The following is a 16,616-nucleotide window of genomic DNA, read 5'->3' as shown; positions in this document are numbered from 1 at the left end:
TTACACTAAAAAAAATTAAAGGTTTTAGTTTATGTTTTATTTACCGAGTAAAGATGAATGCGATGAGATAGTTGCAAACTCAAAGCAGTTTTTTTGTAAAAGTTTTACGTTTAAAAATAGGGAAATTGCCGTATATCATTATAAACAGGGCAATTTTGAGGAGTTTGAAAAATTTAACGCGTGGGAGCTTAGAGGCCTTACGTTTGTAAAAGAAGGGAGTGAATGGAAAAGATTTCCGGCTATTCACAAATTTTTTGAGCTGAATCAGGCTCCGGGATGGATGGAAGAGGATCTCAAAGACAAAAAGGTGATAAAAGTCAGTGAAAAAATAGACGGTACGTTTGTTCATCCCGTAATTGTAGGAGGGGAAGTTTATTTTAAAAGCAAGCTGAGGTTTGATTCGTATCAGGCTCTGAGAAGCCAGAAGATTTATGAAAGCAGCGAAAATATAAAAAAATTCGTAAAGCACTGCTTTGATAACGGGCTTTTCCCTATGTTTGAATATATTTCGGAAAAATCGCAGGTTGTTATGGATTACAATAAAGAAGCCCTGATACTTACGCAGGTGAGGGATTCGGAGGGTAATTATCTGCTGGATTTTGAAAAGCTGGCTGAAAAGTTCGGTGTGGAATACGCCGGAATATGCGAAAACAGGCCTTTAAGTGATTATATTAAAAATAAAGGCGTGTGTGTAAGCAAAGAAGGCTGGATTCTGGTTTTTGAGGATATGAAATTCGTTAAGGTAAAAACGGATGAATACCTGAAAAGACACAAAATTCTGGGAGATATAAAAGAGCACAATATCATTCAGATGACGCTGAGCGGTGAAATAAAAGATTTATTTGATATTCTTAACCCGAAAAGCGAAAAGTATGAGTTTGTAAAAGAGATACACGACAGATTCAATGAAAAATACGATAACCTGCAAAAAGATCTTTTGGGGATAATATATTCGTTTGAGGGGACTTTGAAAGAATTTAAAGAAAAGTATCAAAACCATCCTTTTTACGCAATATTAAGCGAAGCATATAAAAAAAGAAAAAAACAGCCACCTCGGGAGACGATAAGACAATGGGTTGAAAACAACACCAAAAAGCTCAAAAACGCTAAGAGGTTTTTAGGGTTATAATCTCTTTGTTTTTGATCATAAGTATATCTTCGGCTTTGGCTATCGTTTCGGCTCTGTGGGCGATTATGATTGAAGTTCTCTCTTTTAGGAAACTTTCTATGTTTTTGAAAACTTTTTCCTCCGTGTCTATATCAAGGGCCGAGGTTGACTCGTCTAGTATGATGATTTTCGGTTTGTGAAGCAGGGCTCTGGCTATAGCGACTCTTTGTTTCTGCCCGCCGCTGAGTTTTACGCCGTTTTTACCCACATAAGTGTTTAGTTTCTCAGGCCACTTTTCGACCGTTTCTTTAAGCTCGGCCAGTTTCAGAGCTTTCCATATTTCATCTTCTGAAAACTCTTTTCCGAGAGTCAGGTTAAAAAGAAGCGTGTCGTTAAAGAGTCTGGTTTCTTGGAGTATCAGGCTGACATTCTCGCGGATTTTATCAAGACCGATTTCTTTAAAACTGACCCCGTTATATTTTATATCGCCTTCGTTTGGTGTGAAAAATCCGGCGATTATTTTCGCAAGCGTCGTTTTACCGCCTCCGCTCGCACCGATAAGGGCTGTGATTTTATTCGGACGGATGGCTGCCGAAGCGTTTTTCAGTATCCAGTCGCTCTCATTATATTTGAATGAGATGTTTTGAATTTCAATTTGTACCGGGTTTTCAAACGGGTTTTGTTTATGAGGGAATTTAGGCTCGGTTTTAAGCTCCAGCGTTTCGTTGATCCGATCAAGCGCGGCTTTTGCGGCGAAGTAGCTGTACTGAATGGAGATGATATCCTGAATAGGCGTCATCATAAACCACAGATAACTGTAAACGGCAAGCATCAACCCGATTGTAAGGTTGTCGTATGCCACGGCTAAAATCCCTGCGGCTCTGAATATTTCAAAACCTATCAGGAACACCAGGAAACTTAGTTTGTTAAACGCTTCTACTTTGTAGCTGAAATCAAACGCTTTTTGTTTAAGCTCTTTTGTAAGATTGAACAGTTTTTTGAAAAAGAAGTCTTCTTTGTTGTATGCTTTTATCTGCTCAAACAGCTCAAGTGTTTCTATGAGTGCTTCTTGGAATATGGAAATGGAGCGGTTTTGGGCTGCTTTGTATTTTTTGACTTTTCTTGCGATTTTACCCGAAAGCACAACCACAAAAGGGTTGAGTATCAATATAAAAAGCCCGAGCTTCCAGTTGATTAGAAGTAAAACTATGGCGACTCCTATAAGCGTAAGGGCGGAAATTACAAAGCGGGAGACAGATTTGATTAAAAACTCTTCTACCGTGTTTACGTCACTGATAAGCCGGCTGGCTATATCTCCGGTTTTCAGGTTTTCGTATTCGTTGATTGAGAGGTTTTTTAGATGGCTCAAAACCCTCAGTCTGATTTTATAGGTGATGTCTTTTGTGATTTTTTCAAAAAAATAGGTCTGTGCTACGTTTAGTGCCACAAACAGACTCCTTAAAACAAGTACGATAATAAGAGTTACTATTACGTAGCAAAATGCCGAGCACTGCCCGAATATATTGCTTAGGTTTTCTACCCATAATCCCGGCTTTTTAAGCAGAACTTCGTCTATTAGAAGAGGCATAAGCATGGGAATAGGGATTGAAATTATTGTTGCTATTAATGCTATAATTTGTGCAAGGATGAATTCGCGTTTGTATTTTTTGATCTCTTTTATCAGATGTTTGAATGTATACAATTTCTGCCTTTGGGAGTTTTTATGAAAAAAATTATACTATTATTGCTGAAGTAAGTAAACTGTATTGGTGCCTGACACTAAATGTAGTAATTTTGAAGTGGTGCGGGAGAGAGGACTCGAACCTCCACGCCTTGCGGCACTAGATCCTAAGTCTAGCGCGTCTGCCAGTTCCGCCACTCCCGCGAGTGGTAATAAAGTGGTACGCCCTGCAGGACTCGAACCTGCGACCTACGGCTTAGAAGGCCGTTGCTCTATCCAGCTGAGCTAAGGGCGCTTATTTTGAGAGCTTTTTCAGTTGTTTGGCGCGTCCGGTAGGACTCGAACCTACAACCTACGGATCCGAAGTCCGTTGCTCTATCCAATTGAGCTACGGACGCTCAATTAGATAGAACAATGGGGTGGATGACCGGACTCGAACCGGCGACCCCCAGGGCCACAACCTGGTGCTCTAACCACCTGAGCTACACCCACCACAAGTGGGTAGCCCGCAAGCTTCTCACTTATAGTGGCTTAAATGGTCGGAGTGGAGGGACTCGAACCCCCGACCCCCTGGTCCCAAACCAGGTGCGCTAACCAAACTGCGCTACACTCCGTAAGCGTTTGTGGACTGAAATTATATGGAAAAAAAATATATTTGTCAAGAATTTTTATGGGAATTTAAAAAATTTTTAAATTCCTCAAGCGGCATTGGTTTTGCGAAGTAAAATCCTTGAAGATAATCACAATTTAATTCTTTTAAAATTTTAACTTGTTTTTCCGTTTCAACACCTTCGGCAATAGTTTTTAGATTAAATTTATGAGCGAAATTTATTATTGTTTCTACAATTGCGAGATCTTTTTCTGAAGTTTCAATGTTTTTTATAAAGGACATGTCGATTTTAAGATAATCAGCAGGCAAATCTTTTAAATATGTTAAAGATGAATATCCTGTTCCAAAATCATCAATTGATAATTTAAATTTTTTTTCTTTAAAAAATCTGAAGATTTCTTTTGTATACTCAATATTACCTGCTATTTCACGTTCAGTAAGTTCTATGATAATAGGAAGTTTTTCAATATTACCGAAAAGCTGTTCAATATGATTTTCGTCAGTTAATGATTTTCCGGAAACATTGAAAGACAGTGGAATATTAAGTTCTTTTAAATATTCAATATATTTTGGAAACATTATTTTCTCTATTTCTTTAATATAACCGCTGTTTTCCGCAAAATCGATAAAGGCATTAGGATAGATTATTTTATTACTATGTTTTATTCTTAAAAGTGTTTCAGCTCCTACAATTTTTAATGTTTTAGTGTTTACATACGGCTGAAAATGATAAATGAATTCTTCGTTTTTAATTGCATTAACGATTAATTTTTTAATATCGGAGTATTCAATTATTTTTTGGTTAATTTGAGGATTGAAAAATTCATATGTAAAATCCCCTTTTTCTTTAGCTATTTCCAATGCTAAAAAAGCCTTTTCTATTAACTCAGTAATATTTTCAGAATCTTTAGGATATAATGAAATACCTATATTAACTGATATTTTATTATGAAAATCCTCTAAATGTTTTACTTTGTAAATGATTTTATGGATAATTGAATATAAATCATTGATTGAATTGTATTTAATAAAGACTGCAAATTCATCTCCGCCTATTCTTGCGATAATGTCTTCTTCATAGAAAACCGTTTTAATAAAATCAGCAAATTTTCTCAATAAATAGTCACCTGCCGCATTACCATTTAATTGGTTAAATATTTTAAAGTCTCTTAAATCAATAATAATACATGCATATGATTCACCCGGATGTATTTTGTTTGAAATTAAGTTTATAAACTCATTTCTATTTGGTAAATCGGTTAAAATGTCTTTTTTGAGTTTGTTTTGTAATGTTTTTTCATGAGTTATGTCTATGGCAAGAGAAATATAGTATTTTTGTCCGTTAGGTGCTGTTATCGGGACTATTTTATCTTTAAGGTAAAATATATGATTGTTTTTATCTTTATTAATTAGTATGGTTTCAACAACTTCATTATTTGTTAATTTTTCCCATAAACGTTTATAAAATTCATCTGAATGGTAACCTGATTTAAATATTCTTGGATTTTTGCCTAAAAGTTCGAATAAACTGTAACCTGTTATATCCTCAACACTTTTATTTGCATATAAAATATTTGCATTTTCATCAGTAATAACTACCCATGAGTATGCTTTATCCAGGGCTTCTTGTAAGAGACGTAAATAAGCGATGTTTTCAGATTTTTGAAGGGCAAATTCTATATCTTGTTTGCCTTCTTGGAAAATAGAAATGGAAGTGGAGTCGAAGTCATCAACATATTTTGAGCATATTCCTATTGCTGAATATAATTCATGGTTTTTGAAAATTGGAAAGAATAATATTGAACGGAAATTTTTATCTAATAAAGTTTGAATAAGTTTTTTATTCGGAAAATCTATTTTTGTTAAATCATTTACAATCATAAATTTATTTTCAAGCATATATTTAGTTGCTAAACATTTATTGGCATAATCTGGGTCAGCTTTGAATATTTTACGTAAAAAATTTAAAAAATCTTCGTCATAATTTCCTATACAGTATTTAGGGTCCATTTCATCAGAGTTAAATTTCTTTATAGAAGCGCAAACAAATTCATAATTTCCTTTTTTATAAATTTGTTTTACTATATTAGTATATATTTCTTCTTCATTTTCTTGTGTAATTATTGTCTGGTTAATTTCTTTTAATATATCTATTAAAAATTCTTTTTTATATTCTCCAGTTACGTCTATTCCAAAAACAAGCCCCGCATAAGAGCCATCATTTAATTTTATTGTTTGTGTAAAAAACTTCATTATTAAACGTTTATTGTTTTTATTGAGGATTTCCATCGGTTCATATGTTGCCGGAAACTCTTGATCTTCTAATCTTTTTTTTACAACTTCTTTTATTTTATTTCTTTTAGGACCTGGAGGGAAAACTTCTTCAGCAGACATTTTTGAAAGTTCTTTATAAGAGAAACCGAGTAATTCTTGAAGCTTTTTATTTGCATAAATTATTTTTTCTTTATATAACATAATTGCAACATATGGCTGTTTATTGAAAATTTCAAGAATCTGCTTAAAGTCCATTTTTTTCCTCTAATATGTTATCGTGCTTAATTATACAATATTATTTAGAAGATTAAGAGTTTCGTTGAAAGGTATAAGTTCATTTGGTGATTGTTTTAAAAAGTTTTCCATTGCTTCTTTTTTATTGATGGCTTCATCAAGTTCCGGATCGACACCTTTTTGATATGCTCCGATTCTTATTAATACTTCATTTTCTTTAAGCAAGGAATAGAGTTTTTTAAATTTCTGTGCTTTTTGGAGGTGTTCTTTGGTTACGACGTTGTTCATTACCCTACTGGCTGAATTTAGGATATTTATAGGCGGGTATATTCCGCTGTCTGTTAGTTCCCTGCTTAAAATAAAGTGTCCATCAAGAATTGAACGGGCCTGATCAGCAATAGGGTCTGCCGAAGTGTCGTCACCTTCTACCAAAACCGTGAAAAAGGCTGTAATTGAGCCTTTGTCTTTTTCTTTTCCGGCTCTTTCCATAAGTTGGGGAAGAAGCATTATAGCGCTTGGCGGGTAACCTTTAGAGGTTGGAGGTTCTCCCATAGCAAGACCTATTTCCCTTTGAGCCATTGCAAAACGCGTAATGCTGTCCATTAAAAACAAGACATCTTTGTTTTTGTCTTTAAAATATTCAGCTACCGCCATTGCGCTGAAAGCTCCGTATTTTCTCATTAAAGCCGAATCGTCCGAAGTAGCTACGATTATTACGGTGTTTGTAAGATCCCCTCCGAGTTGATGTTCTATAAACTCAGGAATTTCACGGCCCCTCTCACCAATAAGTGCTATTACTTTAATATCGGCACTCGCGCCTTTTACGATCATACTCATAAGAGTGGATTTACCCACACCGCTTCCGGCAAAAATACCAAGTTTTTGGCCTTTGCCGCATGTTAAAAGGCCGTCGATGGCTTTTACTTTTGTTTCAAAAACTTCGTTTATCACACCTCTTTTCATAGGTGAAATCGGCTTTGTCATAATAGGGTATTTTGTTTCAAAAAATATATCGCCTTTATCATCAATAGGATTCATAAAAGGATCTACGACTCTTCCGAGCAGTCCTTCGCCCACGGGTATCTGCATTCCGTTTTCGTCGATGTAGATTTTGTCTCCGATTTTAAAGCCTTCAAGAAATGAAAAGGGAGTTACTACAAATGAATTCTCATCAAGTGCCGTTACCATTCCGAGTATTTCGTGATTTCCTGAGCAGATTTTGACAATATCGCCGATAGAGGGGTTTAATCCCGTGGCGATGAGGTTGGTCGGATTTATTTTTTTAACAATCCCAAACGGTTTTGAAAGAGGCTTTTTGCCGATTTTGTCTTTTATGCTGCTAAGAGCCATTCATATCCTTTGACGGATAAAAGTTTATTAAATTCTCAATTCTCAATTCTTAATTCTCCATTTATTAAAAGTGTGTTTGTATAGGTGCGTTTATAATATTGAAAAATTCTTCCCTTGTTTTTTCCTCCAAGAAAATTCCTCTAAGCGCACTGCTTGATGTATAAGAGTGTTTGGTCTCAACACCTCTCATTTCCATACACATATGTCTTGCATGAATTACTACACCCACACCTTTTGGCTGTACCACTTCCATAATTGCATCGGCGATTTGTTCTGTCAATTGCTCCTGGATTTGCAGTCTTCTTGCAAATACGTTTACCATTCTTGGGATTTTACTAAGTCCCACAACCTTTTTATCCGGAATATAAGCTACGTGAACTCTTCCGAAAAACGGTAAGATATGGTGTTCGCACATAGAATAAAACTCGATGTTTCTTACTACAACCATTTCGTTGTTTGTAGATTCGAAAAGTGCATCGTTAAGCACTTCTTTTGGGTCTTTAAAATACCCGCTGCAGATATATTCGAAACTTTTAGCAACTCTTCTTGGTGTTTTTACAAGTCCGTCCCTATCGACATCTTCACCGATTGCTTCAAGAATCATTTTGGCGGCTAATTCAAGTTTTTCTAAATCAACGCTCATTGTTATCCTTTAAAATTTTTGGTATTATACCCTTTAAAAAAAGGATTTTAATGTTAGAAGCAAAAAAAATTGACTCTGCCAATAGTATAATCAAAGCTGTAATCGAAAATCAAGACTTAGAAGCTAAAAAAGACAAAATTGCAAAACAAATCGCAAAAAAAGCTAAAATTCAAGGATTCAGACCTGGTAAAGTTCCTGTGAAAGTTGTTAAAAAAATGTATGCTGCGGATATCGAGCAAGACGCAATCAGCGAAGCTGTAAGAGAAGTACTTGACAATGGTTTGAAAGAGCTTGGAATTACTGATATGATTGCTGAACCTGAAGTAACTAAATTTGAGAAAAAAGACGACAAAATCGAAGTAGAAATTAAAGTATACACAAGACCTGAAATCGAAATCGGTGATGAATACAAAGAATGTGTTCCTGAAGTTGAGGTTCCTGAAGTAACTGACGAAGAAGTAGAAGAAGAAATCAAAAAAATCGCTGAAGCTCAGGCTGAAACTAAAGTTTCAAGAAAAAGAATTTTAAAAGAAGGTCTTATCGGAGTAATCGATTTTACAGGTTATATCGATGGTGAAAAAATGGAAAATGGAAGCGCTGAAGCGTATCCTCTTGAAATTGGAAGCAACTCTTTCATCCCTGGATTTGAAGAGCAGCTTGTAGGAATGAAAGTAGGTGAAAGTAAAAGAATTAAAGTAACTTTCCCTGAAAACTACGGAGCAAAAGAAATTGCAGGGAAAGAAGCTGAGTTTGACGTAACTCTTCAAGAAATTCAGGAAAAAGTGCCTGCGGAAATAAACGACGAACTTGCTAAAAAATATATGGCAAAAGAAGACGCAACATTAGACGAACTTAAAGAAATGATAAAACAATCAATCGAAGAGAGAAAAAAAGCTGAAGCATTCGCACCTAAAAAAGAAGAAATTCTTGAGTGTTTAGTTAAAAAATATGAAATTGATCTTCCTGAAAGCGTAGTAGAAAAAGAAGTTGAGATTATGATTAACAACGAAGCTCAGAAAATGACACCGGCTGAACTTAAAGAGCTTCAGGAAAATCCTGAAAAACTAAAAGAGCTTAAAGAAAAACTTTTACCTGAAGCAAAAGACAGAGTTAAACTTACATTTATTATTGATGCGATTGCTAAAAAAGAAGGTGTTGATGTGAGTGATCAGGAGCTTACTCAAATTTTATATTATGAAGCAATTATGCAAGGACAAAATCCTCAAGATGTGGTAAAATATTATCAGGAGAACAATTTACTTCCTGTAATTAAAATGAATTTAATTGAAGAAAAACTTCTAAATAAATTGTTAGAGGATAAAGTAAAAGGTAATTAATGAGTATTTTAGTTCCTACCGTTATTGAAAAAACAGGAAGAGGAGAGAGAGCATACGATATATACTCTCGCCTTCTTAAAGACAGAATTATTATGCTTCAAGGCGAAATTAACGATCATGTATCAAGCATAATCGTGGCGCAAATGCTATTTTTAGAAGCAGAAAACCCTGAAAAAGATATTTATCTTTATATCAATTCTCCGGGTGGAGTAGTTACAAGCGGAATGGCGATATATGATACGATGAATTATATAAAGCCTGATGTTGTAACAATCTGTATGGGGCAAGCTGCAAGTATGGGAGCATTTTTACTTTCAAGTGGTGCTAAAGGCAAAAGATTTGCACTTCCACATGCGAGAATTATGATTCATCAACCTCTTGGTGGAGCTCAGGGACAGGCTACAGATATTGAGATTCATGCCAAAGAGATTCTAAGAATGAAAAAAGAATTAAACAAAATCTTAGCTGAAAACACAGGACAAAGTGTCAGAAAAATAGAAAGAGACACTGAAAGAGATTTCTTTATGAGTGCTGAAGAGGCAATGAAATACGGACTAATAGATAAGGTTCTAAAAAAAAGAGATAGCTAATGATCAAGAAAAAAAATGATAAATTTTCTACAAGTAATGGTGAAGTTGCTGGATTAAATGAACCGTCTTCTCCTCTTGAGGAGTTTGCAAAAAAAGTTTTTGACAAGCTTATTGAGGAAAATGTACCTCCTATTCCTTACTACTATAAAATGTATTTTTTAAATATGCTTGACGAAGAGCCGGAAAACTTTAGAAATCAGGTATATGAATTTATCACGCTTGAAGAAACAAACGAGTTGGAAAAAGATCTCGAAATTGAAAAAAAATTAAAACAGTCTTTTAAATATTCAAAAGAGCTTTTACAGCATACTGCAGTTTTGTATAAAAATTCACAAGCTATTAAAGAAATTTTTGAAAAATATAAGAGTGAAACGGCACATATAGCCAATCCTAAACTGTTTGAAAGACTAATAAGCGGATTTGAGGAAAAACTTAAAAAAATAAACGAAAAATTTGAAAATGAGCTTAATCAAATTAAACAGCTTTATTCAAAAAATGTTGAAATTTTAAAAGAAATTGAAAGCAATTCGATTTTTGATGCAAGATACGGAATTTATAATAAAAATTTCTTTTTAAAAGAACTGAAAAAAGAAATTAAATTGATTGAAAAATTTAAACACAAAAGCAGTGTTATTGTATTAAAAATAAGAAGCAGTGTACTTGAAGCGCTAAAATCTGAAAAATCTAAAATTTTACTTAACAGAAGTGTTGCAAAGATAATGCTAAAAACATCAAGAAGAACAGATATTATTGCACATTTGGGGGATGGTGTTTTTGCAATGCTTCTAAAACATACGGACAGGGTAGGTGCGTGTAAAACAGTTGAGAGACTTTCTGATATTATTAGTAATTCCGCTATTTTCCTTGAAGGTGAAGAGATAAATATCAAAATTGTTTCAGGAATTGTAGAGGTATTAGGTAATGATGATGTGGAAATTTGTCTTTCACATGCTTTAATGATGATGGAAAAAGCGGAACAAGATGATGTGCTATACTATATATATGAAGGAAGTTGATGGCGGTTTTAGATATTGTTACATATCCGAATAAGGTTTTAAAACAGATTTCAAAACCTGTTGAAAGATTTGATAAAGATTTACATAAACTATTAGACGATATGTACGAAACGATGATAAAAAACAACGGGGTAGGACTTGCAGCAATTCAGGTGGCTGTTCCTATCAGGGCACTTTTAATAGATATTGGAGATGAAGAGGGTAAGCAGAGCAAAGATACGCTTATTGAAGTTATAAACCCTGAATTTTTAACGTGGGACGGCACGCAAAAAGACACCGAAGGGTGTTTGAGTGTACCTGATTATTTTGATGAAGTTGAGAGATACAAAAATGTAAAAGTTAAATTTTTCGACAGATTCGGAAAAGAACACGTTATGGAAGCCGAAGGTTTGCTGAGTGTCGCTTTCCAGCATGAAACAGACCACCTTGACGGGCATCTGTTTGTGGAAAGACTTGATTATATTAAAAGAAAGAAGTTTGAAAAAGAGTGGAAAAAACTGCTAAAACAAAAACGAAAAAAATAAATTCAGCTACGCTTGAAGGATTTGAAGCCCAAAAAGTAGAAGTTGAAAGCTCATTTACAAAAGGTCTTCCTGGATTCGCGATTGTCGGGCTCGGCTCACAGGCGATTCAGGAGAGTAAAGAGCGTATTAAATCAGCTCTTTTAAATAACGATTTCGAATTTCCCCCTCTTAAAATCACTATCAATTTAGCTCCGGCGGATTTGCCCAAATCCGGTTCACAATTAGATCTTCCCATAGCTCTAAGTATTTTGTATCATAAAAAAAATATTGATTTAAGCGAATATCTTGTTCTTGGAGAGCTCGGGCTTGATGGGAGTTTGAAAGATACCAATTCCATATTTCCTATTATTCTTTCACTAAAGCCTAAAAAAGTGATTATTCCTCTTCAGAGTGCCGAGAAAGTGAGCAAAATACCGGGTGTTGAAGTTTATGCTTTTTCGCATATTAAGGAGTTTGAAGAGTTTGAGCCTAAAAAGGTGGAAAATAACGACTTTAATTACAGCCATATAAAAATAGAAGGCAAAAAATATTATTATCTTGAAAATTTCGAACTTGATTTTAAGGATGTACTGGGACAAAACCAGGCAAAAGAGGCTGCTTTGATTTCTGCGGCCGGGTTTCACAACATACTTTTTGAAGGAAGCCCGGGGGTCGGAAAGTCGATGATAATCGGAAGAATGAGGTATATTTTGCCTCCTATGAGTCTGGAAGAGATACTTGAAGTGGAAAAATATAATTCGCTTGAAGGCAAAGAAGTTACGTTTAAACCGGTAAGACCTTTCCGTTCGCCTCACTACTCATCAACAAAGGCGGCGATATTCGGAGGCGGCAGCAGGGGTGCGAAGATAGGGGAGATTGCGTTTGCGAATAAAGGAATGCTCTTTTTTGATGAGCTTCCGCATTTTCAAAAAGACGTGCTTGAGAATTTAAGGCTTCCACTTCAGGATAAAAAGGTGCTCATTAGCCGTGTAAATTCAAAAATAGAATACGAAACCGACATACTTTTTGCGGCTGCTATGAATCCTTGTCCTTGCGGAAATCTGTTGAGTACGAATAAAGAGTGCAGATGTACGGAGCTGGAGATTAAAAGGTATAAAAACAGAATCAGCGAACCTTTGTATGACAGGATAGAGATATATCTGCAGATGACCGAGGACGACTCGAAAGACACCGTTTCAAGTAAAGAGATGTTTGAAAAAATTTTAACGGCATTTGAGATACAAAAGGGTGAGTTTAACGCAAACCTTCCTGAAAATTATAAATTCGATATGAAAAACGGCGCTTACGAAATACTGAAAAAAGCGATTGTTAATTTTGGGCTTAGCAAAAGAAGCGAATTTAACCTGTTAAAAGTTGCTAAAACTGTTGCGAATATAAATAAAAGAAATAAAATTCAAAAAGAAGATCTTTTAAAAGCACTTCAGTTTAGAAGGCGTTAGATGAAAATAATATCCGATACACATTTCGGTCATACAAATATGCTGCTTCATGAACCTTCGAGAATGCAAAAAGCGAGAATGGAAGGGTATGAAGACTTTGATCGGTTTTTAATTGAATATCTTAATTCCTATATTTCCAAAAATAACGAAGTACTACATTTGGGAGATGTGGCTTTTAAAGACAGATATACAATGGCAGAAAAACTAAACGGTAAAATCACGCTTATCAAAGGCAATCACGATAAACAAAAACATATTGAGTTTTATAAATCAATAGGCTGGGATGTTATAGAAGATATAAGAATAGAAATAGATATTGATAAAAGTTGGTTTGATTATTTAAAATATAAATATGATACAAAAACCCTTGCAAAAACAGCCTGTCTGGTAAAAGAGATTAATGGTAAAAAAATTCTTTTTTCACATTATCCGGTATTTAATGACAATCCTTATGATGAAAAGTTTCAAAACATCTCTAATCTTCTTGAAGAAGTTTTTACGCTTTGCGGCTGTGATATAAATATTCACGGGCATACTCATTCGTATAAGGTTGCGGATAAAAGGTGTATAAACGCCTGTCTGGAAGTAAATGATTTTAAACCTCTTGAAAATTTTGATCTTTTATAATTGCTTTGTTGAAAATAAATATAAACTTGTTACAATAAAGCAGGAAAACTTTTAAGCCTTACCTTTAAGGAGTCGATATGAAACCTGCATTTAAAGAAGTATATACATTTGATAAGAAGTGTTATGAAGAGTATAAGCTTACAGAAGATATATTAATGGAGCATGCCGCATATTCTATGGCACTTGAAATATTTAAAAGAGTACCTAAAAATTCAGTGGTCAATATTGTAGCAGGTCCGGGCAATAACGGTGCTGACGGGGTTACACTTGCGAGAATACTGCTTGGGGATTATCATGTGAATCTGTATATGCCGCTCGGTGCAAAATCCGTGATGTGTAAACTTCAGCTTGAAAGATTTAAAGCTGTAGGCGGTGTGGTTGAAAATAAATACAAAAACTGCGACTGTCTGGTGGATGCGATATTCGGAAGCGGGCTTAAAAGGGATTTGAGTGACAATATTGTGTCTATTATAAATAAAATGAATCATTTACAAGCATTGAAAATAGCATGTGATATTCCTACCGGAATTGACGATAGCGGTAATCTGCGTCCGGTGGCTTTTAGAGCGGATTTGACGGTAACGATGGGTGCCGAAAAAATTTCTTTATACAGCGACGCGGCAAAAGATTATGTGGGTGAGATAATAAAAGCGGATCTGGGGGTTAGTTTTACTAAATATATTCACAAATGCTGTTATTTTATATTGGAAAAAGATGATTTAATAACGCCTATTAGAAAAAGACAAAACACACATAAACGTTCATACGGACATTTGGGTGTATTGGTAGGAGATAAGCCGGGAGCCGGGATTTTAGCTTCACAGGCGGCATTTAATTACGGATGCGGGCTTGTAAGTGTGGTAAGCCGTGAAAAAATCCAAACACCATATGAAATTATGCAAACGGGAAAAATAGAAAATTTCAGTGCACTTGCTTTCGGAATGGGTATGAACAATCATTTTGATGATATTTTAGACGATATTGTTAAACTTGAAATTCCTATGGTTATTGATGCGGATATGTTTTATAAAGAAAAAATAAAATCGTTTTTAAATAAAAAAGCCGTACTAACTCCTCACCCTAAAGAGTTTGCAAGTCTTCTTAAAATTTTAGAACTTGGGGAATATAACGTAAAAGAAGTGCAGGAAAGAAGGTTTGAGCTGGCTGAAAAGTTTAGTGAAAAATATCCGCATGTGGTATTGCTGCTTAAAGGTGCTAACAAAATAATAGCCTACAATAAAAAACTGTTTATTGATCCGAACGGTGATGTTGCATTAGCAAAAGGCGGAAGCGGGGATGTGCTTGCCGGAATTATAGGTTCACTTCTTGCTCAGGGATGGCATCCTTTGAAAGCCGCAATTCACGGAAGTTTAGCTCATTCACTTGCAGGACATTATAATCCGAATTATGCTTTAACTCCAACGAAGATTATTAAAAATTTAGAAAAATTAATATGATTTTTGATAGAGTTTTTTAAACTCTTCACATTTTTCCAATAGATCTTCTTTTTTTCCTTTACAAACTATCTGTCCATTTTTGAAAACAAGTATTTCATCCGCATTATCAATTGTATGAAGTCTATGGGCGATTATAAATACTATCATATCTTTAAGGTTGTTAATGGCGTCCATTATAACCGCTTCGCTTTTATTATCAAGTGCACTTGTAGCTTCGTCAAGTATTAAAACGTCAGGGTCTTTATATAAAGCTCTTGCTATTGCGATTCTTTGTTTTTGTCCTCCGCTTAAGTTGCTGCCGTTTTCCAGTAAAACAGTGTTTATTCCTTCAGGTAAAGATTCTACAAATTCAAGCAGATTCGCCTTTTTAAGGGCATTTTTGACTTTTTCTTCGTCAATTTCCTTACCATATGCGACGTTTGCCGCAATGGTGTCGTTAAATATATGGACGTTTTGAGGAATATATGCAATTTTTTCTCTTAAATCTTCCAGGGAGTAGCGTTTCATATTTTCACCGTTTATTAAAATTTCACCGCTGCTCGGGTCGTAAAATCTCATAATCAGACTTACAAAAGAGCTTTTTCCGCCTCCGCTGTCACCCACAAGTCCGACTTTCACAGGTTTTTCGGCAGTGTAGGTTATATTTTGAAGAGCCGTATTGTTTCCGTATTTTAATGATACGTTTTTAAATTCTATTTTTTCAATATTATCAAGCTTTTTATCTCCAGATACAATCTGAGGTTTGAGGTGGAAAATTTCTTTTAACCTTTCGTTTGCAGCGATGGCGTTTTGGAGGTTGGAGTATGTGTTTGATGCTCTTTTGATAGGTTCGGTCATCATAAAAAGAGCCGTCATAAAAGAAAAAAACGCACCTACACTCATCTGTCCCGTAATAACCTCATGACCTCCTACTATGATAACTATTGCCGCTACGGTTGCGTTCATAAGTTCGAGTATAGGATTTAAAAGTGCTGAAGTTCTGATTGTTTTAAGGTTGATTTTTAAGTATTTTAAATTTTCTTCTTTAAATTTTTCATATTCGAATATTTTGGCATTGTATGCTTTTATTGTCTCGATGTTTTTAAATATTTCGCTTAAGTGTTTGTTTAAATCTGCAGTTTTGGCCTGGGACTGTTTTGAGAGGTTTTTCAGTTTTTTGGCAATTTTACCTATCGGATAAATAATAAGCGGCATAATTATTATCGCAAAAAAGGCTAACTTAGGGCTTTGATATATTACAACTCCCAACAAAAACAGAGCCATTAGAATATCTCTTATAAAGTTTGCCAGGTCGTGGCTTATGGCACTTTGTATTCTGTTGATATCGTTGATTATTCTGCTGACAAGTTCGCCTGAGTGTGTTTTTTTGAAATAATCCATATCAAACGTTAAAATATAATTTAAAAACTTGTCTCTTATCTGTCTTACTACGTCTTCGCCTATGTATGTAACGTAATATGTCTGAATGTATCTTCCGACTCCTTTTATGAAGTAGATAATAATAATTCCAATCGGAAGTAGGTATAAAAGATGTTCGTTTTTTTCAATGAATATTTTGTCAAGAACCGGTTTGATGATATACGCAATGGCAGCGGTGGATGCAGATACCATTATCATCCCGATTACAGCTAAAAATATCTCTTTTTTGTAATGTTTATAATAAGGGAGGTATTCTTTAATAAATTTCCACAAAATCTAAACCTTTCATTTGTTATAATTTTACTAT

The 16,616-nt window shown here is 34.8% G+C and carries 13 protein-coding genes and 5 tRNA genes; 8 read left to right on the top strand and 10 right to left on the bottom strand.

Annotated features, from left to right (window positions below; genetic code table 11):
* Window positions 1-31: 31 nt before the first annotated feature.
* Window positions 32-1,129 carry a hypothetical protein gene (locus NAMH_RS08575; protein WP_012663926.1) on the top strand — a complete coding sequence of 366 codons (1,098 nt, stop codon included), beginning with the start codon at window positions 32-34 and terminating at the stop codon, window positions 1,127-1,129.
* Here the strand turns inward: NAMH_RS08575 and NAMH_RS08570 are convergent.
* The 9 genes from NAMH_RS08570 to folE all read right to left on the bottom strand — a co-directional run bounded on the left by NAMH_RS08570 (window position 1,107) and on the right by folE (window position 7,900).
* Entirely contained in the window at window positions 1,107-2,810 is a 1,704-nt protein-coding gene (locus NAMH_RS08570) for an ABC transporter ATP-binding protein (RefSeq protein ID WP_012663823.1), read from the bottom strand. The two genes, NAMH_RS08575 and NAMH_RS08570, sit on opposite strands and share 23 nt — an antisense overlap.
* A 98-nt stretch (window positions 2,811-2,908) precedes the next feature.
* A tRNA-Leu gene (locus NAMH_RS08565) sits at window positions 2,909-2,993 on the bottom strand.
* Between the two features lie 14 nt (window positions 2,994-3,007).
* Window positions 3,008-3,084, bottom strand: a tRNA-Arg gene (locus NAMH_RS08560).
* A gap of 26 nt (window positions 3,085-3,110) precedes the next feature.
* A tRNA-Arg gene (locus NAMH_RS08555) sits at window positions 3,111-3,187 on the bottom strand.
* 17 nt (window positions 3,188-3,204) lie between these two features.
* Window positions 3,205-3,281: transfer RNA gene (locus NAMH_RS08550), tRNA-His, on the bottom strand.
* A 44-nt stretch (window positions 3,282-3,325) separates the two neighbouring features.
* A tRNA-Pro gene (locus NAMH_RS08545) sits at window positions 3,326-3,403 on the bottom strand.
* Window positions 3,404-3,447: 44 nt separating this feature from the next.
* Window positions 3,448-5,928, bottom strand: a complete 2,481-nt coding sequence (locus NAMH_RS08540; protein WP_015901736.1) for an EAL domain-containing protein — start codon at window positions 5,926-5,928, stop codon at window positions 3,448-3,450.
* A 30-nt stretch (window positions 5,929-5,958) separates the two neighbouring features.
* Window positions 5,959-7,257 (bottom strand): flagellar protein export ATPase FliI, encoded by a 1,299-nt coding sequence (fliI, locus tag NAMH_RS08535; RefSeq protein ID WP_015902715.1) that lies wholly within the window; start codon window positions 7,255-7,257, stop codon window positions 5,959-5,961.
* Between the two features lie 64 nt (window positions 7,258-7,321).
* Window positions 7,322-7,900 (bottom strand): GTP cyclohydrolase I FolE, encoded by a 579-nt coding sequence (folE, locus tag NAMH_RS08530; protein ID WP_012663630.1) that lies wholly within the window; start codon window positions 7,898-7,900, stop codon window positions 7,322-7,324.
* A 50-nt stretch (window positions 7,901-7,950) separates the two neighbouring features.
* Here folE and tig point away from each other — a divergent pair, with 50 nt between their 5' ends.
* From tig to NAMH_RS08495, 7 genes are all read left to right on the top strand, one after another.
* Window positions 7,951-9,237, top strand: a complete 1,287-nt coding sequence (gene tig / locus NAMH_RS08525; protein ID WP_015902074.1) for a trigger factor — start codon at window positions 7,951-7,953, stop codon at window positions 9,235-9,237.
* Complete coding sequence (gene clpP, locus NAMH_RS08520) at window positions 9,237-9,827, top strand: ATP-dependent Clp endopeptidase proteolytic subunit ClpP (protein WP_015902274.1); 591 nt, start codon at window positions 9,237-9,239, stop codon at window positions 9,825-9,827. Before tig ends, clpP begins: the two co-directional genes overlap by 1 nt.
* Window positions 9,827-10,843, top strand: coding sequence for a GGDEF domain-containing protein (locus NAMH_RS08515; protein WP_012663600.1), 1,017 nt, complete (start codon window positions 9,827-9,829; stop codon window positions 10,841-10,843). Before clpP ends, NAMH_RS08515 begins: the two co-directional genes overlap by 1 nt.
* Entirely contained in the window at window positions 10,843-11,367 is a 525-nt protein-coding gene (gene def / locus NAMH_RS08510; RefSeq protein WP_015902449.1) for a peptide deformylase, read from the top strand. The genes NAMH_RS08515 and def overlap by 1 nt, the downstream gene beginning before the upstream one ends.
* Complete coding sequence (locus NAMH_RS08505; protein ID WP_012663778.1) at window positions 11,331-12,806, top strand: YifB family Mg chelatase-like AAA ATPase; 1,476 nt, start codon at window positions 11,331-11,333, stop codon at window positions 12,804-12,806. Before def ends, NAMH_RS08505 begins: the two co-directional genes overlap by 37 nt.
* The gene (locus NAMH_RS09045; RefSeq protein ID WP_015902678.1) at window positions 12,807-13,433 is read left to right on the top strand and encodes a metallophosphoesterase family protein; all 627 of its coding nucleotides are present in this window, start codon (window positions 12,807-12,809) and stop codon (window positions 13,431-13,433) included.
* 77 nt (window positions 13,434-13,510) lie between these two features.
* On the top strand, window positions 13,511-14,890 hold the full coding sequence (locus NAMH_RS08495; protein ID WP_015902306.1) for an NAD(P)H-hydrate dehydratase: 1,380 nt from the start codon (window positions 13,511-13,513) through the stop codon (window positions 14,888-14,890).
* On the opposite strand, the gene NAMH_RS08490 is transcribed toward NAMH_RS08495, so the two are convergent.
* Window positions 14,882-16,582: an ABC transporter ATP-binding protein gene (locus tag NAMH_RS08490; protein WP_015901748.1), complete on the bottom strand. Its 1,701-nt coding sequence runs from the start codon at window positions 16,580-16,582 to the stop codon at window positions 14,882-14,884. The genes NAMH_RS08495 and NAMH_RS08490 overlap by 9 nt on opposite strands.
* Window positions 16,583-16,616: the final 34 nt, after the last annotated feature.

It is taken from the genome of Nautilia profundicola AmH (genome assembly GCF_000021725.1).
Classification (GTDB): Bacteria; Campylobacterota; Campylobacteria; order Campylobacterales; family Nautiliaceae; genus Nautilia; species Nautilia profundicola.
The sequence above is the reverse complement of the archived record's forward strand: the minus strand, read 5'-3'. Positions and strand labels throughout refer to the sequence as shown.